The 25091-nt window shown below is 35.0% G+C and carries 20 protein-coding genes and 2 tRNA genes; 5 read left to right on the forward strand and 17 right to left on the reverse strand.

Going from position 1 to position 25091, the window contains the following annotated elements; translation table 11 throughout:
• Nucleotides 1-10 precede the first annotated feature (10 nt).
• The gene (locus tag FBFL15_RS13505) at nt 11-1438 is read right to left on the reverse strand and encodes a glycoside hydrolase family 28 protein (RefSeq protein WP_014085111.1); all 1428 of its coding nucleotides are present in this window, start codon (nt 1436-1438) and stop codon (nt 11-13) included.
• A 249-nt stretch (nt 1439-1687) separates the two neighbouring features.
• Between FBFL15_RS13505 and FBFL15_RS13515 the strand changes: the two genes are divergently transcribed.
• Nucleotides 1688-2716: a LacI family DNA-binding transcriptional regulator gene (locus tag FBFL15_RS13515; RefSeq protein WP_014085112.1), complete on the forward strand. Its 1029-nt coding sequence runs from the start codon at nt 1688-1690 to the stop codon at nt 2714-2716.
• A gap of 205 nt (nt 2717-2921) precedes the next feature.
• Here the strand turns inward: FBFL15_RS13515 and FBFL15_RS13520 are convergent, their stop codons facing one another.
• The 10 genes from FBFL15_RS13520 to FBFL15_RS13565 form a co-directional block, all read right to left on the reverse strand.
• On the reverse strand, nt 2922-4538 hold the full coding sequence (locus tag FBFL15_RS13520) for a UxaA family hydrolase (RefSeq protein ID WP_014085113.1): 1617 nt from the start codon (nt 4536-4538) through the stop codon (nt 2922-2924).
• Between the two features lie 899 nt (nt 4539-5437).
• Nucleotides 5438-6877 (reverse strand): tagaturonate reductase, encoded by a 1440-nt coding sequence (locus tag FBFL15_RS13525; RefSeq protein ID WP_014085114.1) that lies wholly within the window; start codon nt 6875-6877, stop codon nt 5438-5440.
• A 135-nt stretch (nt 6878-7012) separates the two neighbouring features.
• A complete protein-coding gene (locus tag FBFL15_RS13530; protein ID WP_014085115.1) occupies nt 7013-7828 on the reverse strand; it encodes an SDR family oxidoreductase in 816 nt (271 codons plus the stop codon).
• A 4-nt stretch (nt 7829-7832) separates the two neighbouring features.
• Entirely contained in the window at nt 7833-8501 is a 669-nt protein-coding gene (locus FBFL15_RS13535) for a bifunctional 4-hydroxy-2-oxoglutarate aldolase/2-dehydro-3-deoxy-phosphogluconate aldolase (protein WP_014085116.1), read from the reverse strand.
• An 8-nt stretch (nt 8502-8509) separates the two neighbouring features.
• On the reverse strand, nt 8510-9532 hold the full coding sequence (locus FBFL15_RS13540; RefSeq protein ID WP_014085117.1) for a sugar kinase: 1023 nt from the start codon (nt 9530-9532) through the stop codon (nt 8510-8512).
• 47 nt (nt 9533-9579) lie between these two features.
• On the reverse strand, nt 9580-10980 hold the full coding sequence (uxaC, locus tag FBFL15_RS13545; protein ID WP_014085118.1) for a glucuronate isomerase: 1401 nt from the start codon (nt 10978-10980) through the stop codon (nt 9580-9582).
• A 17-nt stretch (nt 10981-10997) separates the two neighbouring features.
• On the reverse strand, nt 10998-11783 hold the full coding sequence (locus tag FBFL15_RS13550) for a gluconate 5-dehydrogenase (protein ID WP_014085119.1): 786 nt from the start codon (nt 11781-11783) through the stop codon (nt 10998-11000).
• Nucleotides 11784-11786: 3 nt separating this feature from the next.
• Entirely contained in the window at nt 11787-12623 is an 837-nt protein-coding gene (gene kduI, locus FBFL15_RS13555) for a 5-dehydro-4-deoxy-D-glucuronate isomerase (RefSeq protein WP_014085120.1), read from the reverse strand.
• A 41-nt stretch (nt 12624-12664) separates the two neighbouring features.
• The gene (locus tag FBFL15_RS13560) at nt 12665-14110 is read right to left on the reverse strand and encodes an MFS transporter (protein WP_014085121.1); all 1446 of its coding nucleotides are present in this window, start codon (nt 14108-14110) and stop codon (nt 12665-12667) included.
• 345 nt (nt 14111-14455) lie between these two features.
• The gene (locus FBFL15_RS13565; protein ID WP_014085122.1) at nt 14456-15553 is read right to left on the reverse strand and encodes a slipin family protein; all 1098 of its coding nucleotides are present in this window, start codon (nt 15551-15553) and stop codon (nt 14456-14458) included.
• 989 nt (nt 15554-16542) lie between these two features.
• Here FBFL15_RS13565 and FBFL15_RS13570 point away from each other — a divergent pair.
• Nucleotides 16543-17157, forward strand: a complete 615-nt coding sequence (locus FBFL15_RS13570; RefSeq protein ID WP_014085123.1) for an HD domain-containing protein — start codon at nt 16543-16545, stop codon at nt 17155-17157.
• An 11-nt stretch (nt 17158-17168) separates the two neighbouring features.
• Nucleotides 17169-18194, forward strand: coding sequence for a helix-turn-helix transcriptional regulator (locus tag FBFL15_RS13575; protein ID WP_014085124.1), 1026 nt, complete (start codon nt 17169-17171; stop codon nt 18192-18194).
• A 70-nt stretch (nt 18195-18264) separates the two neighbouring features.
• On the opposite strand, the gene FBFL15_RS13580 is transcribed toward FBFL15_RS13575, so the two are convergent.
• From FBFL15_RS13580 to FBFL15_RS13590, 3 genes are all read right to left on the reverse strand, one after another.
• A complete protein-coding gene (locus FBFL15_RS13580) occupies nt 18265-18831 on the reverse strand; it encodes a 5-formyltetrahydrofolate cyclo-ligase (RefSeq protein ID WP_014085125.1) in 567 nt (188 codons plus the stop codon).
• Nucleotides 18832-18898: 67 nt separating this feature from the next.
• Nucleotides 18899-18974, reverse strand: a tRNA-Gly gene (locus tag FBFL15_RS13585).
• Between the two features lie 33 nt (nt 18975-19007).
• Nucleotides 19008-19080 (reverse strand) — tRNA-Gly (locus FBFL15_RS13590).
• Nucleotides 19081-19214: 134 nt separating this feature from the next.
• Here FBFL15_RS13590 and FBFL15_RS13595 point away from each other — a divergent pair.
• Together FBFL15_RS13595 and FBFL15_RS13600 are read left to right on the forward strand one after the other, a co-directional pair.
• Nucleotides 19215-19652 carry a GNAT family N-acetyltransferase gene (locus FBFL15_RS13595; protein WP_014085126.1) on the forward strand — a complete coding sequence of 146 codons (438 nt, stop codon included), beginning with the start codon at nt 19215-19217 and terminating at the stop codon, nt 19650-19652.
• Nucleotides 19653-19730: 78 nt separating this feature from the next.
• Complete coding sequence (locus FBFL15_RS13600) at nt 19731-21320, forward strand: L,D-transpeptidase family protein (protein ID WP_014085127.1); 1590 nt, start codon at nt 19731-19733, stop codon at nt 21318-21320.
• Here FBFL15_RS13600 and FBFL15_RS13605 read toward each other — a convergent pair.
• From FBFL15_RS13605 to bioD, 3 genes are all read right to left on the reverse strand, one after another.
• Nucleotides 21317-22477, reverse strand: coding sequence for a beta-ketoacyl synthase N-terminal-like domain-containing protein (locus FBFL15_RS13605; RefSeq protein ID WP_014085128.1), 1161 nt, complete (start codon nt 22475-22477; stop codon nt 21317-21319). The two genes, FBFL15_RS13600 and FBFL15_RS13605, sit on opposite strands and share 4 nt — an antisense overlap.
• A gap of 74 nt (nt 22478-22551) precedes the next feature.
• A complete protein-coding gene (gene bioA / locus FBFL15_RS13610; protein ID WP_014085129.1) occupies nt 22552-23835 on the reverse strand; it encodes an adenosylmethionine--8-amino-7-oxononanoate transaminase in 1284 nt (427 codons plus the stop codon).
• Nucleotides 23832-24455, reverse strand: coding sequence for a dethiobiotin synthase (gene bioD / locus FBFL15_RS13615; RefSeq protein ID WP_014085130.1), 624 nt, complete (start codon nt 24453-24455; stop codon nt 23832-23834). Before bioD ends, bioA begins: the two co-directional genes overlap by 4 nt.
• Nucleotides 24456-25091: the final 636 nt, after the last annotated feature.

Consider the following 25091-nt stretch of genomic DNA (forward strand, 5'->3'; position numbering starts at 1 on the left):
TAATAGGTGATTATTGTTTTTTTGGACTTTCTATCAAGGATCCATTGATATAGGTATTTATAAATTTTAAATTTTCAACATTTTCTATAGCATAATCCGTTTCCACTTTTTCTATGGTAACTTCTTTAAAACGGATGTTGCTAATGGGAAACCCCGGATGTCCTTTGGCTAAAATTCCGTATAAACCGCCGTTTTTTATAGTGCTATTTTCAATAAATATATTTCTAACAATGGGCATAAAAGTACCCGTTTGATTGCCATGAACACCATAGTGCAAATCGATACCCAAAACCGATTCTTTGACTTCACCAACAGTAATATTTCTTACATAAATATTTTCGATTATACCACCGCGTCGGGTATTGGATTTTATTCTAATTGCCCTATCCAGTTCCGGACTATCCATGATGCAATTTTCTACAAAAACATTGCTAACTCCGGCTGAAATTTCGCTTCCAATCGTTACACCACCATGACCATCAAACATTTTACAATTTTGAATTAAAATGTTTTCACTTTTTATGGCAACCCTTCTGCCATCTGAATCCCTACCAGCTTTGATGGCGATACAATCATCTCCCGTATCAAAAGTACAATTGCGAATAATGACATTTTTTGAATATTCAGGATCGCACCCATCGTTGTTGGGACCATGACTTTCAATATGTATTCCATCAACAATAACATGATTTGATTTTATAGGATGAATGATCCAGAACGGGGCATTTACAATTTTAAAGTCTTTGAGGTGTACATTTTTACATTCAAAAAACTCAATGAAATTGGGTCTCAAATAATTTCCATCGCCAAAAACACGATCCTTAACAGCCATTCCTTTTTCGGCAGACTCCATTAGTTGTTTCACATTTTGTATTGGATCCCCTTTTTTCCAACCATAAACACTTTTGCCACACCAAGGCCACCAGTTATCATTACTGGCTTTACCATTTAAAATTCCTTTTCCAGTAATTGCCACGTTTGTTTTATTGTATGCATAAATCAATGGCGAATAATTCATGAGCTCTGTTCCTTCAAAAGAGGTGTGAACTAAGGGATAATCTTTTGGATTGGTACTAAACACTATTTCTGCTCCTTCACTTAGATGAAGATTTACGTTGTTGTCTAAATGAATTGGCCCAGTAAAATAGGTTCCTTTTGGAATTAAAACCATGCCGCCACCTTTTTCTGAACATGTTTTGATTGTTTTGTTGAAAACAACCGTATTATCAAACACCCCGTCTGAAATAGCACCATAATCCATTACGTTGAAGGTTTTATTTGGAAACACAGGTGGTTGAACATCTTTAAAAATGGTGTTGAGTTGGTCCCAATTGGAGTTTGATTTTTTCTCACTAGACAATTTTGAAGCACACGAAATCAAGAGCAACATGATAAGTATCGAAAAAGAAACTTTAAAGGATGTATTTGAAAACTTCATAATTATAAAATTAGTACTATTATTGTCCTATTGCAGGGCATTATTTCATTTAATGCAATCGATTGCGCAAACATAAAAATTATATTTTGTTTTACCAAATAAAAAATCATATTTATAAAGAAAATTGTTTTTTTTTATTCGTATTTCAAAAAAGTAAACAAATTGTTGCTTGGATGAAAAATAAATTAAAGATTCAAAATCTACATTTATTATTTTTGCTACATTTACCAGAAAAAAAGGACTTAGACAATGAGTGAAAAGAAAACAATTTATGATATAGCGCAAGTACTTAATATTTCTGCAGCCACTGTATCTAGAGCGTTAAATAATAATCCTAGAATAAGTAAAGTTACTTGCGACCTTGTTAAAGAAACTGCCGCTAAACTTAATTATAAACACAATAAATTGGCCGCAGCATTAAGAAGCGGAAAAAGCAACAATATTGGCGTTATTGTTCCAAGAATTGACAGTAATTTTTTTGCCTCTGTCATTCGGGGAATTGAAGAAGAATTATACCCTCATAAATATAATGTCATCATTTGTCAAACACACGAAAATAGTAAACGAGAAATTGAAAACATCAATACCTTATTAAACGCACAAGTTGATGGGGTATTTATATCCATCTCCAATGTGAGTTCAGAAAATGAACAAGTGATTAAACGGGTAATAAAAAGCAACGTCCCTTTGGTTTTTTTTGATAGAAAAATGAATGTAGATGGCGTGAGTTCAGTAACTATTGATGATTTTGAGGGAGGTTATATAGCTACGAAACATTTAATTGATGAAGGTTGTACTAAGATCGCACATCTTTCTGGAGATCAATCCCTTGAGATATTTCAGAATCGTTTTAAGGGATACCAACAAGCATTGCTTGATCATGGAATTGTTTTTGAAGAAGACTATGTAATAAGAACCAAAAGTAGTGTTGATGCAGGAATAAATGCAACCAAAACATTGTTAGCACTAGATAATCCGCCTGATTCGATTTTTTCATCGAGTGATTTTGCAGGATTAGGTGCCATTCAAGAATTAAAAGAACAAGGCATTTCTATACCAAAAGATTTTTGTGTTGTGGGTTTTGGTAACGAACCTTTTACAAAATTTATGGAGTTATCTATCTCATCTATAGACCAATCGCCCATGATGATGGGTAAAATGGCAGCCAAAGTGTTTTTGGAACAAATTAATAATACCGAAAATATAAAAATAGAAAAGAAAGTTGTTCTTGTGCCTGAGTTACTCACTCGAAAATCTTCCAATAGACAAAATCAATAAAAATAGGTGTAGTTTTGAAGCTACACCTTCTTTTTTTTAATACAAATCTATCTTGAAAACTGATGTTGCGTTAGGGATAGTAGTGGAAATCCTTTTTTTGGGTGGGTGCGGGCTTTTTCTGCCTGCACCCACCCAAAAAAAGATTGCAACGAATAGCCCGACCCTTGGGGAACGCCCAAAATATTCTATTTCTGAATTGTCTTTTTTATAAAGAAACCCCTCGTTTCCACGGAATAAAATCATTTTGGTTTAAAATAGCCGCTTTGGTTTTAATTTCTCCACTAGCTACTTTAATAATATATTCTAACATTTCGTCTGCCATTTCTTCAATCGATTTTTCACCAGTAATAATTTCACCCGTGTTAAAATCGATAATATCAGACATTTTATTAGCCAATTGCGTGTTCGATGACACTTTTACAACTGGAGCAATTGGATTTCCTGTTGGAGTTCCTAAACCTGTTGTAAATAATACCATATTGGCACCTGAACCTACCATTGCAGTAGTACACTCAACATCATTTCCTGGAGTACATAACAATGTAAACCCTGGCTCGTTTATGTATTCTCCATAATCGTAAACCCCTACAATTGGAGAAGTTCCACCTTTTTTAGAAGCTCCTGCTGATTTCATTGCATCTGTAATCAAACCGTCTTTAATATTACCCGGAGATGGATTCATATCAAATCCCGAACCGGCATCAACCACTGATTTTTCATACCATTTCATTAATTCTAAGAAACGTTCCCCATCTTTATCATCTATACAACGGTTTACTAATTCCTGTTCCACTCCACATAATTCTGGGAATTCAGAAAGGATGGTAGTACCCCCTAATGCCACTAATTTATCAGATAAAACACCTAATGTTGGGTTAGCTGAAATTCCAGAGAATCCATCCGAACCACCACACTCTAATCCAATTGTTAATTTAGATAATGGAGCTGGTTTTCTAACAATTTTATTAGCTTCTTTAATTGCAGCAAAAGAATCTTTTACTACAGTACTCAACATTTCTTCGATAGTTCCAATAGATTGTTGATCGTAAATCAAAACAGGCTTATCGCTGTTTGGATTAATCGCTTTCATAGCATCTTGGAAAATAGAAATTTGTAAGTTTTGACAACCCAAACTTAAAACAGTAGCACCTGCTACGTTGGGATTGTTCACGTATCCAGCCAAAAGCTTAGCTAATGAGTGAGAATCCTGACGAATTCCGCCACAACCGCCTTGATGCTGAATAAATTTCACATCAATATTTTCAAATAAATCAACTTCTGCTGATTTTGTAACTGCATCATCAGCTCCCGTTTCAGAATTTACTAAAGAGCGAAGTAACAATTGGTAATCGTTTTCTTTTGGTTTTTTCAATTCTTTTTCGAAAATTCCTTTTAAGATTTCGATATTTCTGTTCTCACAGAATACCAATGGGAAAAACAACCAAACATTTTCGGTTCCAACCTGACCATCTGTTCTATGAAATCCCATGAAAGTTTTATCTTTCCATTTGTCAACGTTAGGAACATCCCAACCAATTGTATCTGTTTTACCTGTTACTTTAGCACTTTCGTGTTTAACATTTGCAATAGTGATTACATCTCCTTTAGCAATTGTTTGACTTGCTTTTCCAACGATTACACCGTACATAATAATTTTGTCTCCAGATTCAAAATCTTTCATCGCAATCTTATGCTTCATTTTAGTATCTGATAATACTACAACGTCTTCTCCTTCAAATGCAATAGTTTCTCCAGCAATCAGATCCACTAAAGCTACCGCTACATTATCAGTAGGATCTACTTTTATTAATTTTTTTTGCATGTTATTATCTTTTTAAGGATTACTAAACCAACTTATTTACTGATTCTATCAATATTTTAGTGGGTTTTATATGAACCTTTGTTTATACAAATTTGAACTTTTAATATATTTTAATGAACTTAAATAACATTTTTACCATAAAGAGAATTAAGCATCAATAACTTATTTTTTTTATAACTTAATGAACCTTAGTGTCTTAATGTTTAAATAGAATTTTCACCATTAAGAAATTAGGCATTAATAACTTGTTTTTTTTATAACTTAATAAACCTTAATGTCTTAATGTTTAAAAAAAAATTTCACCATTAAGAAATTAAGGGATTAAGAAAATTAAGCATTAATAGCTTGTTTTTTTTATTCTAACTTAATGAACCTTAATGTCTTAATGTTTAAAAAAAATTCCACCATTAAGAAAATAAAACATTATTAATTTTTTATAATAAACCTTAATGCCTTAATGTTTAAAAAAAATTTTCACCATTAAGAAATTAAGGGATTAAGAAAATTAAGTATTAATAACTTGTTTTTTTTTAATTCTAACTTAATGAACCTTAATGCCTTAATGTTTAAATAAAAATTTCACCATTAAGAAAATAAAACATTATTAATTTTTTATAATGAACCTTAAAGCCTTAATGTTTAAATAAAATTTTCACCATTAAGAAATTAAGGGATTAAGAAAATTAAGTATTAATAACTTGTTTTTTTTTAATTCTAACTTAATGAACCTTAATGCCTTAATGTTTAAAAAAAATTCCACCATTAAGAAAATAAAACATTATTAATTTTTTATAATGAACCTTAGTGCCTTAATGTTTAAATAAAATTTTCACCATTAAGACATTAATATTGTACTTTTAATTGTTTTAAAATTAAACCAAACCTTCGTGGTAAAATAATTATTGTTTACTAAAATTTACAAAACCTTGTTGAATTCCATTGGCTTCAATTTCATTTAATGCATGCACTACAGCTTGTGAAAGTCCTTCAACCTGGTTTAAATCTTCATCCCAGAAATCGGTATTTGCTAAAACTGCAGCAACAACTGATTCTATATTTCCTAATTCCCAAGCTTTTTTAAATGCTTCAACTAATTCTGGAGTGTCTTTTACCGGTAAAGCTTCATTATTCCAAGTTCCTTTATAAAATTGGATCAAACAAGCTAATGAAAAAGTCAAACTTTTAGGCAATTTTTTAGTAGTAGTATAATACCCTAACAAACTTGGCAAAACTCTTACTTTGAATTTTGAAATTGAATTTAAAGCAATGTCCGCTAACGCATGCTTGATAAATGGATTTCTAAAACGATCCATTACCTCTTCAGCATAAGCCGTAATTTCATTTTTATCCATTGGTAGCGTTTCGCTAATTTCAGCGATTACCTTATCGACAAACGGCCCCGTAAAACCTCCATTAACGGTTTCCATAACCAATTTGTTCCCAAATAAAAGAGAAACAGGAACCATTGCAGTGTGTGCACCATTCAAAATTCGAACTTTAATCATTTTGAAAGGACGAATATCGTCAACAATCTTCACGTTCAAATCTGTTTTATCGAATGGAAGTTTGGCTTTCAAATCTGCTCCTCCTTCAATAGCCCAAAGGAAAAAGGGTTCAGCAGCTACAATTAAGTTGTCTTGATACGCTAATTTGCTGTTGTACTCTTCAATTTCAGCTCTTGGGTATCCCGGAACGATTCTGTCAACCAAAGTACTGTGATAGGTGCAATCTTCTGAAACCCATTTAACAAATGCAGCATCTAAATTCCATAAATCACAGTATTGTAAAATGCATTTTTTTAATGTCTCAGAGTTATAATCTATCAATTCACAAGGAATAATAGTTACTGCTTTTGAAGCATCTCCATTGAAATGTTTGAATCTTTCGTATAATAAAACAGTTAATTTAGCAGGAAAAGCTGCAGGCGGCTGCATATCTGGAGTGTCTGTATCCAGAAATTCAATTCCAGCTTCGGTTGTGTTTGAAACAATAAACTGAAGTTCCTCTTCTTTAGCTAATGCCAAATAATCTGCAAAATCACTATAGGGATTAATCGCTTTTACGATATTGGAAATCAACTGTATATCTTGAATTTTTTCTCCTTTTTTGATTCCGTTCATAAACAGCGTATATAAACCATCTTGATCGTTAATCATATTTACCATACCATCCTTCAATGGCTGAACAACTGCGATACCCGCATTGAAATCCACTTCATTGTTTAATCTTTGAAAAGCGTAATCCACAAAGGCTCTCAAAAAATTTCCTTCTCCAAATTGAACTACTTTTATGGGTAATCTGTTTTCTAAACCTGTACTTTTTCTGTTTAATTTTTCCATTGTATTATTAATTCGATGCTATTTTATAATTACCTAAATTAGAATAAACGACTTATTTTCTTCTTCTTAATACCCCCCATTAGAGGAATAGCAGGGGATATTTTAAAAAATAATCATAAGCCGTTTATTACCATTTTATACTCCTCCAAAATTGGTAAACCCTCCATCAACTGTAATCGTGGTGCCTGTGACAAATTTTGAGGCATCACTTAACAACCAAACCAAAGCCCCATTTAATTCTTCTGGGCTTCCAAATCTTTTGTAGGGGGTGTTTTTTATGATTAAAACCCCTCTTTCTGTCAAACTTCCATCGGGATTCGTTAACAAAGTTCGATTTTGTTCTGTTAAAAAAAATCCCGGTGCAATAGCGTTCATCCGAATGGCATCTCCAAAGCGATTGGCTAATTCGGTTGCAAACCATTTGGTATAAGAATCAATAGCCGACTTTGCCATGCTGTACCCTAAAACCTTTGTTATAGCCAACTGAGAAACGACTGAAGAAATATTGACAATACTTCCTGAACCATTCTTTTTGATTGCTTTTCCAAAAACCTGTGTAGGCATTACTGTTCCCATCAAATTCAATTGCATCACATCTTGCAATGCTTGGAAATTAAGTTGAAATATATCCTGATTCGGTTGTACAACTGCATCCGGTATATTCCCTCCTGCCGCATTGACTAATCCATCTATTTTTTCATAAGTAGCAAGCATTTGCTGGCAAGCTGATTCCAATTGCAATTCATTTGTTACATCAGCAATTAAAGCCAAGGCTTGTCCGCCTTTTTGATTAATTGCAATTGCTCTTTCATTTGCGATTTTCTCGTTTCTCCCTAAGATTCCAACGATACCACCAGCAGCAGCTATCGCTTCAACGAATGCTCCTCCTAGGACACCGGTTCCTCCGGTTACAACGATTACCTTGCCCGCTAATGAAAAATTAGGTTCCAATGAATTATAAATTTGTTCTAACGGTTTGTACTAAATGCAATACTTTTTTTGTTTCTGATTCAATAGTGGTATAATCTTGATCAGCCATTAACTTTTTGCTGATTAATTTACTACCCATCCCCACTGCAGAAACTCCTGCTTTAAACCAAGCTTCAATATTTTCGTGTGTAGTATCTACTCCTCCTGTTGGCATAAACACCAATTTTGGAAAAATATCTTTGATGCTACTCAAATAATCAGGCCCTAACATATTGCCGGGGAATAATTTTATAAAAGTTACTCCCGCATTTTCAGCCGCAATGATTTCTGTTGGTGTCATACAACCTGGGCTGTATAAAGCGCCTTTTCCAATCAAAAATGTAGCAACTTCAGGCACAAATCCCGGACTGATAAAAAAATCTGCACCAACGGTAAAATATTCTTCGGCTTGTTCTACATTTTTAATAGTTCCAATTCCCAATAATAAATCGGGCATTTCTGCATTTCGAACTTCAATCATTTTGGTGAAATTTCGCAATGCTGCCTCACCTCTACTCGTGTATTCAACCGCTTTGATTCCACCTCTATAAATGGCTCTCAAAACCTCAATAGTTACATTCTCGTCTTCATTGTAATACAATGGAAGCATGCCTTGTTGAATGATAGCGTCTGTTATTTTTTGTATTGTACTCATATTCTATTTTATCTTGAAACCAGCGCCGATCCATCGCCATCTATCATGTTTTCAACTTCCTTAAGTGTAACCAAATTATAATCCCCCGCGATACTGTGTTTTAGTGAGCAAGCCGCTACAGAAAAATCAACAATACGTTGTTTGTTGTTAGGTTGAGAAATCAATCCGTAGATCAAGGCACCCATAAAAGCGTCTCCACTTCCAACACGATCTACCACTGGAGTAGCTTCTCTAACCACGGAATTATAAATTGCTTTTTTATCATACAAAATTCCGCCTATTCTTTGATGCGAAGCACTTACCGAATAGCGTAAGGTTGTTGCCATTGTTTTTAAATTGGGACACCAATCAAATAACCTATCGTAAACAACAGGCAATGAATTCGTATCTTGATAATCTGGATTTACCTTGGCTTGACCTAACATAAAAAAAGCCGTATCAATATCACCTAATATCACATTGGTAAAGTGTAATAATTCAGGCATAACCTCAGCAGGAGTTTTTCCATACTGCCATAATTTAGATCTGTAATTCAAATCGCAAGAAATGGTTAATCCCAATTCATGAGCTGCTTTTACAGCTTCCAAACAGGCTTTAGCAGCTGAATCTGAAATAGCCGGTGTTATACCGCTCCAATGAAACCAAGTTGCTCCTTTGAAAATTTTCTTCCAATCAATCATTCCTTTTTCAAGCGATGCCATGGCGCTATGAGCTCTGTCATACACCACATTACTGGCTCTACTTCCGGCACCAGTTTCCAAGTAATAGATTCCTAAACGGTCGCCACCAAAAAGTACATTTTGAGAAGCCACATTCATTTTTCGCATTTCTTTTACTGCGCACATACCAATTTCATTGTTCGGTACGCGAGTTACAAACTCGGCATCAATTCCATAATTTGCTAATGAAACCGCTACATTAAATTCGCCACCACCATAAGTAGCGGTAAATCCCTTTGCTTGTTCAAAACGCAAATGACTCTCTGTGGAAAGGCGCAACATGATTTCGCCAAAAGTGACTACTTTGTTCATAATCTATAGTTTAAAAAGAGTTTTTCAAAATTTAGGGCATGTACCGATTAAAATTTGAAATATTCTTTTGCATTATTGTAACTGATATCAGATACCATTTTACCAATCCATTCCATATCATTTGGCAATTCCCCTCTTTGGATTTCGTCTCCTAAAAGATTACACAAAATACGTCTGAAATATTCATGTCTTGGGAAAGATAAAAAGCTTCGTGAATCGGTTAACATTCCGATGAAACAGCTAATTAAACCCATGTTTGATAAGGCATTCAATTGTTTGGTCATTCCGTCTTTTTGATCTAAAAACCACCATCCAGAACCAAATTGTACTTTTCCTTTGACACTACCGTCATTAAAATTTCCAATCATCGTTGCCATCACTTCGTTGTCGGCTGGATTCAAATTGTAGATGATTGTTTTAGTCAATTTATCTTTGCTATCTAAGGCGTTTAAAAACCCTGATAGTTTTTGTGCTTGTGGATAATCTCCAATAGAATCCCAACCAGTGTCAGGACCTAATATGCGGTGCATACGTGCATTGTTATTTCGTAAAGCTCCCAAATGCAATTGTTGTACCCAACCAAATTCATGATAGGTTTCAAATAAGAAAAATAAAATCGCACTTTGGAATTTCAAAGCTTCTTCATTCGTAAGTGCAGCGTTGTCTCTTTTCTTTTTGAAAATCGCGTTGACTTCACTTTCGGTATAATTTTCAAAATAGACTTGATCCAAACCATGGTCACATAATTTGCATCCGTTTTTGTCGAAATAGTCAATTCTGTTTCGAAGTGCAGCACATAAATCAGCATACGAATTGATGGAAACACCAGCTACTTCTCCTAAAGTATTGATGTAGTCATTATAGCCATCTGCAGTAATTAAAATAGCTCTATCTGGTCTAAATGCCGTACTTACTTTTACTTCAAAAGCACTTTTACATAATTGTTGGTGGTACTCTAAATTATCGATTGGATCTTCGGTAGTACACACAAATTCAGCATTCACTTTGCGAAGCAAATTTTGCGTGCTGTATTGTGGCGAATTGATTTTGGCAGAAGCCTCTTCATATATTTTCTCTGCTGATTTTTCATTCAACAAATCGTAGATATCAAAATAACGAGCCAGTTCTAAATGTGTCCAATGGTACAAAGGATTACGCATCGTATATGGAACCGTTTTAGCCCAATTCAAAAACTTATCTTTATCAGAACCATTCCCGGTAATGAATTGTTCATTCACCCCTAAAGTACGCATCGCACGCCATTTATAATGATCCCCATTGATCCAAACTTTGGTTACATTATCAAAAATTTTATCCTCAGCAATAAACTGCGGAGACAAATGATTGTGGTAATCAATGATAGGCTGGTTTTTAGAATAATTATGGTATAATTCTTCTGCGTATTTATTCTCTAATAAAAAATTGTCGTGAATGAATGTTGTGCTCATGCTATTTTAAAAAATAATTAATTTTCGTTTGAAGGTTTACCTATGGTAGCCAAAATACCACCATCTACATAAACAATTTGTCCGTTTACAAAATCACTAGCTTTGGATGCCAAAAACACCGCGGCACCAGCTAAATCTTCTGGGTTTCCCCAACGAGCAGCAGGTGTTCTGTTGATGATGAATTCGTTAAATGGATGACCATCCACTCGAATAGGTTCGGTTTGAGAGGTAGCAAAATACCCTGGACCAATTCCATTTACTTGGATGTTGTGCTTGGCCCATTCAGTAGCTAGATTTCGAGTTAACATTTTGAGTCCACCTTTGGCAGCAGCATAAGCCGAAACGCTATTTCTTCCCAATTCACTCATCATGGAGCAGATGTTGATTATTTTGCCTTCTTGTCTTTCAATCATTTGTTTGACTACCAATTGCGACATGATAAAAGGCCCAACTAAATCTACATCGATAACTTGTCTGAAATCGGCAACCGACATGGTCGTAGCCAATTCTCTTTTGATGATTCCGGCATTATTCACTAAAATATGAATGTCGCCTAATTCTTTCGCAATCAAATCTATATTCTCAGCAGCTGCTTTTTCATTGGTTACATCAAATAAATAGCCTGAAGCTTTGTACCCTTTATTGCTATAATAGTGCAATGCATCTTCCATTTTAGAAGGTGTTGTTCCCGTAATTACTAATTCAGCTCCGGCATGTGCCAATCCTTCTGCCATTGCCATACCCAAACCATGAGTTCCGCCAGTAATCAAGGCTCTTTTGCCTGTTAAATCAAATAAATTCATCGCTTATCGTAATTCGTTAGGTGCCACAATATCCATATCGCCATAATCTAAATTCTCACCCGCCATTCCCCAAATAAAAGAATAGTTTGACGTTCCCGCCCCAGAGTGAATCGACCATTCTGGAGACAATACCGCTTGGTTATTTTGCATGAAAATGTGTCGTGTGTTTTGAGGTTCGCCCATAAAATGACTGATGGTTTGTCCTTCTTCTAAATCAAAATAGAAATAAGCTTCCATTCGTCTATTGTGTGTATGAGATGGCATTGTATTCCAAATATTTCCTGGTAACAATTCGGTTAAACCCATTTGTAATTGGCAAGTTTCAACCACGCTATTTACAATCAGCTTATTGATGATGCGTTTGTTGGCAAATTTTTCTTCTCCTAAATGCACAATCTCGGCATTTTCTTTGGTGACTTTTTTGTTTGGAAATTTGTGATGCGCTGGAGCCGAATTAATATAAAACAAAGGTTGTTCTCCATTAGTGGCAGAAAAAAGCACTTCTTTACAACCTTGTCCTACATACAAAGCCTCTTTTTTATCTAAGAAATAATCCACACCATCCACAGTTACTTTTCCGCTTCCACCTACATTGATAATTCCTAATTCTCTTCGGTCAAGAAAATGCTCTGACTTCAAATACGGAATCGTTTCTAATTTGATACTTCTATCAACAGGCATTATACCCCCAACGATATATCTATCATACATCGAGTAAGTTAACTGGATTTGATTGGGAACAAAAAGCGTTTCAATTAAGAAATGCGCTCTCAATTCGCTTGTGTTATATGTATTCGCATCTTTTGGATGAGATGCGTATCTGAATTCAAAATTGGTCATTTTCTATTTATTTAGTTATACTAAAAATTTTCTTTTAATAATTACAAATCAGTAATCGGACTGTATTTTGGCACCAAGGTTTTCATTACCGACCAGCCAATTAAATAACAAACCGCACAGATTGAAAAGATAATGAAGTAACCCGCTTCGATTCCTTCAAAACCCATAAAAGCCATATTCGTTTCTTTTGTATAATCGAATAACACCCCTGAACCTTTATTAATAAGGGTAGAGCCTAATCCGCCTGCTAATCCGCCAATTCCTGTTACCGTTGCAATGGCTTTTTTAGGAAACATGTCGCCAACAGTGGTGAAAATATTAGCCGACCAAGCTTGATGCGCTGCACCCGCAATACCAATAATAATTACGGGCAACCAATACGAATAGTGTCCCAAAGGTTGCGCTACTAAAGCCAACAAAGGGAAAAATGCAAAAATCAACATTGCTTTCATTCTTCCATCATACGGATTCATTCCTTTCTTATCAACAAAATAGGTTGGCAACCATCCGCCAATAATCGAAAGTAAAGTAATCATGTACAATACAAATAATGGCAAAGCAGCTTCTGTTGAATCCATGTTATAAACCGAACTTAAATAGGCTGGTGTCCAAAATAAAAAGAACCACCAAACTCCGTCTGTCATGAATTTTCCAAAGGCAAAAGCCCAGGTTTGTTTGTAACGAAAACAATCTTTTAAACTTACTTTGGTAGTCGTTTCAGCAACATAGCCTACTAATTTGCTATCGGCAATTACATCTTGTTGAATGTATTCTAATTCTTCAGGACTAACTTTGGGATGTTTTTCAGGTTTGTCATATAAAAACACCCAAAATCCCATCCATACAAAACCTAAAGCTCCTATGATAATAAATGCCATTTCCCATCCAAAAGCTTTTGCAATAAAAGGAATTGTAATTGGTGCTGCCAAAGCGCCAATAGTTGCTCCCGAATTAAAAATACTGGTAGCAAAAGCCCGATCTTTCTTAGGGAAATATTCTGCAGTAGTTTTGATTGCTGCTGGAAAATTGCCCGCTTCACCCACTGCTAAAACAAATCGTGCAAAAATAAATAGGGTTACACTGGTAGAGATAACCATACCGGTGTCATTCACGTTTTCAATTATGTCCTTTGCTCCTTCAAAACCAACCAACCAATTTCCAGTTAAAATTCCTGAGGTGGCAATACCTGCAAAAGCATGTAAACAAGCTCCAACAGACCAAACCCCGATAGCCCAAAGAAATCCTTTTTTGGTATCCAAAATATCCACAAAACGACCTGCAAACAATAAAGATACCGCATAAAAAATAGAAAACAAAGCTGTTATATTACCATAATCATTATTCGTCCAATGAAATTCTGGTGCAATAAAATCACTCCAAGTTAAGGAAAGCACTTGCCTGTCTAAATAATTGATTGTTGTGGCAAAGAAAAGTAAACTGCAAATGGTCCAGCGGAAATTTCCTTTTATGTTTTTTTCTTCTTTCATTTTGAATAGGTTGATTTAGTAAATACGATTTAATTTGTTATCAACACAATAAAGTGCAATCGATTGCGCAAATATATATTTAATATTTTAAAAAACAAAGAATATTTAAAATAACTTCAATTTAACTTGTGATTTACCAATAATTTTCTAAATTAATTAACATCTAAAAACAAGTGCTAATAAAAAAAGTAAAAATAAAATATTGATAATCAAATAGTTATAAACCAAATGGAGTAGCTTTTTGGTGTTCTAAATAAATCACATTTGAAAAACAAAAAAAATAGTTTCATAGCTAAACTACAAAACTATTTTTAATCAATCTTTAAATTTTTGAATTTTTATATCTCACTTCACAAAAATCTCCTTCAATTGCCCAATAAGATTGCCACTTCCCGAAACTGTAATCTCTCCAATTTTATCCGAAATTTTCTCCACATATTCCATTTCTTTCAACTTCCACAACATCTCATTTTCTTCCATCAATTTGGCGGTGTTCAACATGTTTCGCATCGCAGCGGTTTCTTCTCTTCGCATAATGCTGTTGGCTTGTGCCTTTTTTTCAGCCATAAGTACCTGATTCATAATCTCTTTCATCTCGCCAGGCAAAATCACATCTCGAATTCCAGCATCAGAAACCTCCAAGCCCAATCGTTCCATTTTTGTGGCAACTTCCTCCAAAATAATGTTGGCAATAGTGTCTTTTTTACTCAACAATTCATCTAAAGTGTAAGTGCCTACAAACGCCCGAAGTGCCAATTGCAACATTACATACAACTGTTTTTCAAAGTCTTTGTTCTCCACAATCGCCTTCATGATGTCTGTTACTTGGTAGCGAGCAAAGAAATTCATTCGCAAAGTGGCTTTGTCTTTGGTAAGCAATTCTTGACCCAAAATTTCGATTTGCTGTTGCCTAACATCCACTTTTTTCACCTCAACCGGAATGGCATTGTTCCAAAAATAATACACCCCTGATTCCAATTTTTGCTGAAAAACATCATTCACAAACAACAAACCTTGCTCATAACTCATAATTTGAAATTTTCTAACATAACTTTTCACTTTCATGTTTTCCAAAATCGTTTTAGAAATTGGTTCCGAAATCGCCACTTTAGACAAATCCACTTTGGTAAAACTGTTTTCCTGATATCCTTTCCAAAAAGCATAACGCCCCGTTCCCAAAACCTCTCGAAACAAGCCGTTTACAAAATACAAAACAATCTCGTGTTCCTTCACTTCAACTACTTCGAGCATGGATGCCAACGTGCTGTTTTTCAATGCAATAGTCAATTCAATTGGTGACACAAACGACTGTTTCATATCATACAATTTTACCTCATTAGTACCCCACAACCAATAATTTCCTTGGTTTAAAACTTGGTCCAATGCTCGGTTTTTCATTACCAAACCCACTTGGTACGCCTCAATTTTTACTTTTTTTATCATTTTTTTTAATTTTTTAGATTTTTTTTTAATTCTTTCGATTTTTTTAATTTTTTCGATTTTTTTTATTATTTGGGCAGCTATTCCGCCCTCCGTTCCCGCTTTTTTTTCTTGCCAAAACCACTAGCCGCACAGGCAAGAAAAAAAGAGCTCCACTCAGGTCGGGCTGCGGGCATCCGTGTTCCAAAGCCATTTTTCGTTAAATTGAAAATCATCAATTTGTTCACTTTTAGACTCATTCGTTTGTACTTCTTTATTTCTAATCAAAAAAGCCATTGCAAATTCTAACTTAATGATTCTTAATGCCTTACTGTTTAAATAAAACTAATTTTAAAATTTAATTTTTTTAAAAAAACACGTAACGAAAATCCAAGCTCAAAAGCGGAAAACAGTGAGTTAGCAACGGCATTGAGAGGGTTTTTTATCGATTCAAACCCAAAATAAATCGGGTCTTTTCTAATAAAAATAAATCCCAACGGCATGGAAAACGAAGCTGATTTCAGGCTTTATCACCTGTGTTTTTAAACCCACATTTTGCAAGTCAAAAACCGACTTTCGTCCAAGTGTTTTTTATTGATTTTTAGTTTATTAAGCGACTAAAAACGCTCCAAACAGACTCACATCTGTTACTCTGCCAATTGAGCAATCACCTGTTAAGGCGGGGATTCGAACCCTAAATAAGCTATTATTCTAACCAGACTGAATTATTTATCCCGAAAGATAAAATGGGACTCGAACCCATGACCCATAGCGTGGTGGAATTTTTTGGAAAACCCCGAAACCATCAAATCAAGTTGCATAAGAAACCGAGATACAAAACTGCATCAGTTCTCACAATAGTGCCTTTCTGAAACACCCAACTGGACTTGTTTGATATTTTTATTTATTTCATTTTCAAAGAACGTTTTCATTTCAACAATGCAAAGATGCAATCGTTAGTACGTAACTATTTTGCGTAGAAGAAAAAAAGTTGTAATTTTGTAAAAAAACGAATGAAAATCCAAAATATATACCCCAATTTAATGCTCAAAATAGGTTTTGAACCCAATCAAATTTCAATACTTTGGGAAGCATTGGCACAAAAATACAGCTCAAAATCAAGGCATTATCACAATTTGACCCATTTGGAAGAAATGATTACTTGCTTTGAACACTACCAAACAGAATTGAAACAGCCGCTAGAAGTGTTGTTTAGTCTATTTTATCACGATTATATATATAGTGCAACAAAAAAAGACAACGAACTCAAAAGTGCCGAATTTGCATGTAATTTATTGAAAACCAATGCCATATTGGATAAAAATTTGGTGTTTGAACTCATTATGGCTACTAAATTGCACCAACACAATTCGGTTGCAGATGTGAATTGGCTCATCGATTTTGATTTGAAAATTCTGTCCAAAGATTGGGAACAATACCAGATTTATTGCAACCAAATCCGAAAAGAATACCGCATTTATCCTGATTTTCTATACAAACCAGGTCGGAAAAAAGCCTTGGAACATTTTCTCGAACAGCCATTTATTTATCAAACAACGGCTTTCAGAGATTTATATGAAAAAACAGCTCGAACCAATATTGAAAAAGAAATTCAAATGCTTACTTAAAATCACCACCCATGGCACAAAACAAAAACGCTTTAATTCGGTACAAAACCATTGATAAATGTTTGCAAAACCAGTATAAACAATGGACACTTGAGGATTTAATAAATGCTTGTAGTGAAGCACTTTATGAATTTGAAGGTAAAGAAAATCCGGTGAGCAAACGCACCATTCAACTCGATATTCAGCTCATGCGGAGCGAGAAATTGGGGTACAATGCTCCCATTGAAGTCTATGACAAAAAATTTTACCGTTATGCCGACGAAAATTTTAGCATCACCGATATTCCGCTGACGGAAACCGACATCAATGTCCTCACCGAAACCGTTTCGATGCTGAAACAATTCAAGGATTTTTCGCTTTTCAACGATGTTTCGGATATTGTCCAACGATTGGAAGATAAAATCTATGCCGAAAAATCACATACACAACCCGTGATTCATTTAGATAAAAACGAAAAGCTAAAAGGACTTCCTTTTTTGGAACAAATTTATCAAGCCATTATCAAAAAAATTGTTTTGGTAGTAAGTTATAAATCCTTCAAATCACAAGAAGCGAATCAGTTTACTTTTTATCCTTTTTTACTCAAAGAATTCAACAATCGCTGGTTTATGGTGGGTAAAAGAAAAGAATCGCACCCCATTTCCAACCTCGCCTTGGATCGGATTGAGAGCCTGGATTTCAACTTTCAAATGCCCTTTATTGCTACCGATTTTGATGCTGAAGCATTCTACAAAAACGTCATTGGAGTAACCGTTAATACAGGAGTGCAACCCCGAGCCATTCGCCTTTGGATAGATGCCACCAATGCGCCTTATGTCCTAACAAAACCGCTCCACAATTCGCAACGTCATTTGCAAACCAACGAAGACGGCAGCATTATCATCAATCTTTTTTTGATTGAAAACTACGAAATGGAACGTCTCTTCCTTGGTTTTGGAAACGGACTAGAAGTGCTCAAACCCGAACGTCTTCGCAATAGAATGAAACGCATTTTAAAAGAAGGTTTGATGCGATATGAAGCCGAAGATGGCATATAAATTTTATACCTGAAACCACTATTTTAATTATGTAAGATGCTTAATATCGATTAATTAATTTTAAAATTCATTAAAATGGGTACACCATTTTAGGAGTTACAACACAATCCAAACGAATATCAGTGTCAGATACATTGGCTATTTGGTTTTCTGGTTCAAAAAAAGAAAGCCCTATTTTCAATACATTATCTCTACATTTTTTAAGCATTTTATCATAAAATCCTTTGCCATACCCCACTCGATTGCCATGCGTGTCAAAGGCCAAAAGGGGTACAAATACTACATCTAGTAGCTCATTTGGAACGACTAAACCATCTTGAGGTTCTGGTATTTGAAAAGCATTCAGCCGAATCGTGGTATGATCTGTCAATAAAAAGTGGGCCATTTCCATGGTTTGAAAATTGGATTGCGACACAACAATTTCTTTGTCTTTTCCAGCTAAAATAGGTAAAATAAATTCGGTATTGACTTCGTTTTGTTTTTGAATGGTTAAAAAAATATGGTAATAGGAGAAATCCCAAATAGGCAATGTCAATAATTGATTAGCAATTGCTATACTATAACCTTCCGTTTCAATGGGACTTAAATTGGCCCGCTTTTGTTTGTAAAGGATCCGAAGTTCATTTTTAGTTATCATGGTGCAATAGAAATGAATTTAATATTATATAAAAAAAAGGTTGCCTATAATTATAGGCAACCCTTTGTGGAGCGAAAGACGAGGCTCGAACTCGCGACAACCAGCTTGGAAGGCTGGAGCTCTACCAACTGAGCTACTTTCGCAGGATGTAATGGATAAACGAAAAAACCGCTTAGAGCGAAAGACGAGGCTCGAACTCGCGACAACCAGCTTGGAAGGCTGGAGCTCTACCAACTGAGCTACTTTCGCATGATTAACAGTGCAAATATAAATACAAATCATTGTTTATTGCAAATTTTTTAATGAAAAAATTAAATATTTTTTATAATTTTGCATTTTTATTTTGATTATCAACTGTTTATAATATTGTTTTTTTTTGAAATATGGTAATAAAATTGGATCCGTGTGCTGTTTTAAGTGTGCGTCAGAGCGTTTTGCGAATTGGATTACCTTTAGAATCTTGTGTTTTTGAAGGCGACAATGAGCCAAACACACAACATTTTGGTTTTGTTGTGGGCCAACGCATTGTAGGTGTAGTAACTTTGATGAAAAAAGAACACCATCAGCTGAACCATCAAAATTCATTTCAGTTGAGAGGCATGGCTGTTTTAGATGCTTTTAGAGGTCAAAATATAGGCAATGCCCTTTTGAAACAATGCGAAATAGCAGTAGCTTCTTTTGAAAAAAGCCTTATTTGGATGAATGCCCGAAAAGGAGCTTTAGATTTTTATTCAAAATTTCAATACGAAGTTGTTGGCTTTGGTTTTGAAATTGATCAAATAGGTACGCATTTTTTGATGAAAAAAGAATTTTATCGTTAAAAAATGTAACTTAACGAAATGTGTATGCCCTAAAAAAATATAATTTATTTTCAACTTTTTTTGATTTACTTTTGCATCATGAAAAAAAGTTTACTTCTAGTATGTATCATTATAGTGAGTTGCCAGTTCCGAAACACAGAATTGGCATCCGATGGCTTTACGTTGATTCAACTTTTTGATAACACCGAAAAATTAAAAATAGATTCTACTTTAATTCTACAAACCAACAATAGTACTTTATTAGATTTTTATCGAAAAAATGACTTTAACACTGTTTGGCAATCAGAAATTATTCGTAAAAATATACTCTCAGAACTCCATAATTGTCATCTCGAAGGATTGGATCCTATGGATTATCGACTGAATGTTTTGCAACAATTTGAAGAAAAACATTTGTTTTTAAACGATGCCGAGATGGTCAATTACGACATTCAATTAACCAATAGTTTACAAGATTATTTAACACACGTAAGCATTGGCAAACTGAATCCTAAAAAAATATATTCTGATTGGGATTTGAAACCAAAAGAATTTGATGTTAATGAAATTATTAATACTGCACTTAAAGAAAATTTCGAAAACAAACCTTTTGAATCTGTAAAACCTACTAATAAAAATTATGTAGATTTAAAAAAAGCTTTACAAATAATAGACCAATTACCCAACGATTATACTACTCCTTTGTCTTTCAAAATGAAAGAAAAAATAAAACCAAACGACAAACACACTAAAATTAATTGGATTAAAAAACGGTTAATGTATTGGGATTATCTATCGAAAAATGATTCTATTAACAATGTTTTCGACAAAGAAACTGTTGCTGCGATTCGGTTATTTCAAAAAAATAATGGCTTGATTTCCGATGGAATTATTGGAAAATCAACGGTTACAGCACTTAATTTTAACAAAAGTGAAAGACGAGAACAAATTATTGCTAATTTGGAAAGATGGCGCTGGTTTCCAAACGAATGGAGTGCTCATTATGCTCTTGTAAATATTCCAAATTATCATTTGAATGTTTATAAAGACAATGAATTGGTACAAAACTATAAAATCATTGTTGGAACTGATAAACGAAAATCTCCCGTTTTAACTTCAAAATTAGCATCGGTTGTTTTTAATCCAACTTGGACAGTACCGCCCACAATTATAAAAGAAGATTTAATACCCGAAATGAATAAAAGCAAAAGTTATTTGAATAAAATGAAAATTATTGCTTATGATTATAAAAAACGTCGCATCAATCCTTGGATTTGGAAAGAAGAAGATGCGTTCAAATATACATACGTTCAAGATCCAGGTATTCATAATTCTTTAGGATTAATGAAAATACTATTCAAAAACAAATATGCTGTTTATTTGCACGATACCAATCATAAAGATGGGTTTTCAAAAAACATTCGCAGCTTTAGTTCGGGTTGTACCAGAGTTGAAAACCCCTTGCTTTTAGCAAAATATGTATTGAATGACACGGTTAATTACAATAATGTCAAGATAGATTCTATAATCCAACTCAAAAAAACAAAGATTATCCCAATCAAAGCGTCAATCAATTACTATCAACTGTATTATACAGCATGGTTAGAAGGCAAGCATCTTGCTTTTAGAGAAGATATATACAATTTAGATGCAGAATTGTATTGCAAATTAAGAAACAAATCTTATTAAAAATTACTCTTTAATAAGATACTTACCGCATTTCCACCAAAACCCACCGCATTAATTAATACTTTTTTCATGCTTCGGCTATGGGTAACGTAGGCTGTGTTGGGTACTCCAATAAAAGTTTGGTGCTGCATCATAAGCAATGCAAGTTCTAAACTCAAAGTTCCAGAAGCACCAAAAGTGTGACCAATTTTCCATTTATTAGTTGTCAGTAAAGGTAAATGAGCACCAAATATTTTTTGAATGGCCTTAAATTCAGTCAAATCGCCTTTTATGGTACCCGGAGCGTGCATGACAATGGCGTCTATTTCAGATAAAGCGGTGTTTTGAAGGGCCATTTTCATCGATTTTTGAAAACAAGTAGCCTCGGCAGATATCGATATATTATGCTCTAAAATTTCTGTCGCATAGCCAAATCCTTCAACAAATGCTAATGCGTTGTCTTTTTTTCCAAATTCCAAACAACAAACTGCGGCTCCTTCGCCCAAAATCATCGTGTTTTTGGTTTTGTTTAAATCCAAAGCCCTATTAGGAAAAGGACCTGTTTCTGTTGAATAAATTTTCAATGCTTGCATTTGTGCCAACGTAAACGGGGTCAATGGAGCCTCGCTGCCTCCAATTAAAAATTTGGTGGCCATACCCGATTTGAGCCAAGCAATGCCATTTAGCATGGCGTGCAATGCCGTAGAGCAGGTTATGGAATGAGATATTTCGGGCCCTGTACATTGCAAGTCGTGCCCCACCCACGAAGCAATGTTGCCCAAAGTGGTTGTTGGCGAACTCAATGTTTGTGCTTTGCCCGTTTTTAAAAATGTTTCAAAATGGCTTTCAAATAATTGTGTTGCCCCTCTTGATGAACCAATATTGATTCCAAAAACAGCTTCAGGTGTCCAGCCCGCTTGCCTAACAGCACTCCTTGATGCTGCTATTGCAAACAAAACGGCATCGTCCAACGACTTGTATTTGGAATCCGAATGTCGCAATTCTACCATTTCTGCTTTCAATGAAGCCTCTAAGGCACTCACCCAATACGTGTTTGCACCGCTTGTTATAGTGCTAAAGGTTGTTTGGTTTTGTAAGTAATGCTCCCAAATACTTTCGGCTTTATTACCCAAAGCCGATACGGATGAAAATCCTGTGATACTGATTGTTGAAGTCAAAAAAATTACGGTTTTATAAAATTCTTAATAATGTCATCAAAAAGCATCAAAATGTGATGCTATTGGGTGCAAAATTAAACAATTTCTAATGCACTTTCGATAGTTTGATACACTTTTTGCAATTGGGCTGTCGAAATAATATAAGGAGGCAAAATATAAATGATGCCCCCAACAGGCCGCAAAATAACCCCATTTTCTATAAAAAAATGATATAATCTGTTGCGTAATTCACCATAATAAGCAGCATCCGCCACTTGCAATTCTAATGCAAAAATAACTCCTAAAACTCTGGTTGTTGCCACTTTTGGATGTTTCTGTATATGCCTTTCAAATGCCAAATGCAACGCATGTACTCTAGCAATATGTGCCTGCATGGTCGTAGTTTGCAACAAGGTCAAACTGGCCAATGCCGCAGCACAACCCGTTGGATTTGCCGTAAATGTATGGCCATGAAACAAGGCTTTGTGCACATCTTCATCGCAAAAACCATCAAATAGGGCTTGCGTAAAGGAGGTTATCGCCATGGGAATTGTACCTCCCGTCAAAGCTTTAGACATACAAACCATATCGGGCTGTTCTTGCAAATAATCGCAAGCAAAAGTTTTACCTGTTTTGCCAAAACCCGTCATCACTTCATCTGCAATGGTAAATACATTTTGTGTTTTACAATATGCCATCAATGGGTCTAATGCTGCGGCTTCATACATCACCATTCCTGCTGCCCCTTGAACGAGTGGTTCAAATATAAATGCAGCACAATCATGCGTTGCTATTGCTTGTTGCAATGCTTCAAAACTCATCGCTTCTTTTCCTGCAATGGGCACTGGTATTCTAACTACGTTAATCAATTGCCCTTTAAAAGCTTCCGTAAAAAACGAAATCCCGCTGGCTGCCATAGCCGCAAAAGTATCGCCATGAAAGGCGTTTTCAAATGCTATAATGGTTTTTTTGTGCTGATTTTGATTATAAAAATATTGCAAAGCCACCTTCAAAGCTACTTCTACTGCGGTAGATCCATTATCCGAAAAAAATATTTTCTTTTGATTATTAGGCAATATCGACAACAGCTTTTCCGACAATAAAATGGCGGGCTTGTGCGTAAAACCTCCAAACAAAACATGTTCTAATGTAGTCAATTGCTCATAAATGGCCTTTGCAATGTCCTGGTTTGCATGTCCAAATGGATTCACCCACCATGAGGCAATCGCATCTATATATTCCTTGCCATTTTCGTCCCAAACCAATGCGTCTTTGCCTCGAAAAATTGTAATGGGTGGCCGTGCCGTTTGATGTTGTGTATAAGGATGCCAGTTGTGGGCTTCGTCTCGTTCGGACCAGCTTGGTGTGTTAGGATTCATATCAGCATTTGTTTTAAAAAATCCGAAAATAAGTCGGCATAATAAGCAACAACCATTTTGTCAAAATAAGGCTCCTCTTCTATTCTTCCTATAACGGGAACTCCCGTCTGAGAGGCTATAATACTTTCGCTCGCCTTGTTTTCGTCTCCCGAAAAAAGGAGTCCACTCACGCTCAAACCCCTGCTTTTCAAACAGGCAATCGACAGCAAAGTATGATTGATACTGCCCAAATAATGACGGCTTACCAGTATCACTTGATCATTTGGAGCTATCAAATCTACAACAAATTCCTTTTCATTTATAGGTACCAATAATCCCCCTGCCCCTTCTATTACCAAAACATTCGCCGTTTCTGGCCTTACAATTGCTGATTTTTCAATACAAACACCATCAATTGCTGCTGCCAAATGCGGACTCGCTGCTGTTTGCAATTGATAAGCATTCGGATAAAAAACACTCCTCCCATTGGAAACCCATCGTTGCACTTTTTGAGTATCGCCATTATTTATATCGCCCGCCTGTATAGGCTTCCAATAATCTGCCTCCAAAGCCTCAACCACTACAGCTGCCGCAATCGTTTTGCCAACATCTGTGCCAATACCGGTAATAAAAATTGCCATATTTTTTTTGAAGCAAAGTTCGTAAAGTTTTGATCAAATCTACAAACAAATCCACGCTTATTTACATTTGATATACCAAGTTTATATCAATAAACTGGGCTACGAAACTTTTTTTTTACTCATTTTAACAAAAACGAACCAATAGATTAGGCTATTTTATACCAAACACTTATATAAAATAGTCTAAAAATGTAAGGCTATTTTTTTTCAAGATTTCATAAAAAAATCATTTCATAGCTGGTCTACGTAATTATTTTTTTGTGAAAAATTTGGAGAAAAAGAGCTAGCAGATTGGGCTATTTTATATGAGTGTTTGGTATTATAGGTATATTTGGTATTAGAAGCCAATCCAGCTTTTCGCTACAAGCCCACGGCCACAAAAGGGTTTTTTGTATGCTACAAAAGGAGCTTCCGGTGGTCGCTCTTTTGTAGCAACAAAAAAATCCCTTTTGTGTCCGTTGGCTTTTCGCTTCAATCTGGGCTAAAAAAACCACGTATCAAAGCAACTCTTTTTTTATTCACAACAGCCTTTTTGCTTTTCAAATCCTTTATTTGTTTCAAAAAAAGTCTTTTTTAAAAACTTTTACCTTGGTCTAGTAACTTTTGGCTTCAAATTTGCACTAACAAACCGTCATC

Origin of the sequence: Flavobacterium branchiophilum FL-15, from assembly GCF_000253275.1 — a bacterium.
In the GTDB taxonomy this organism is placed as follows: domain Bacteria; phylum Bacteroidota; class Bacteroidia; order Flavobacteriales; family Flavobacteriaceae; genus Flavobacterium; species Flavobacterium branchiophilum.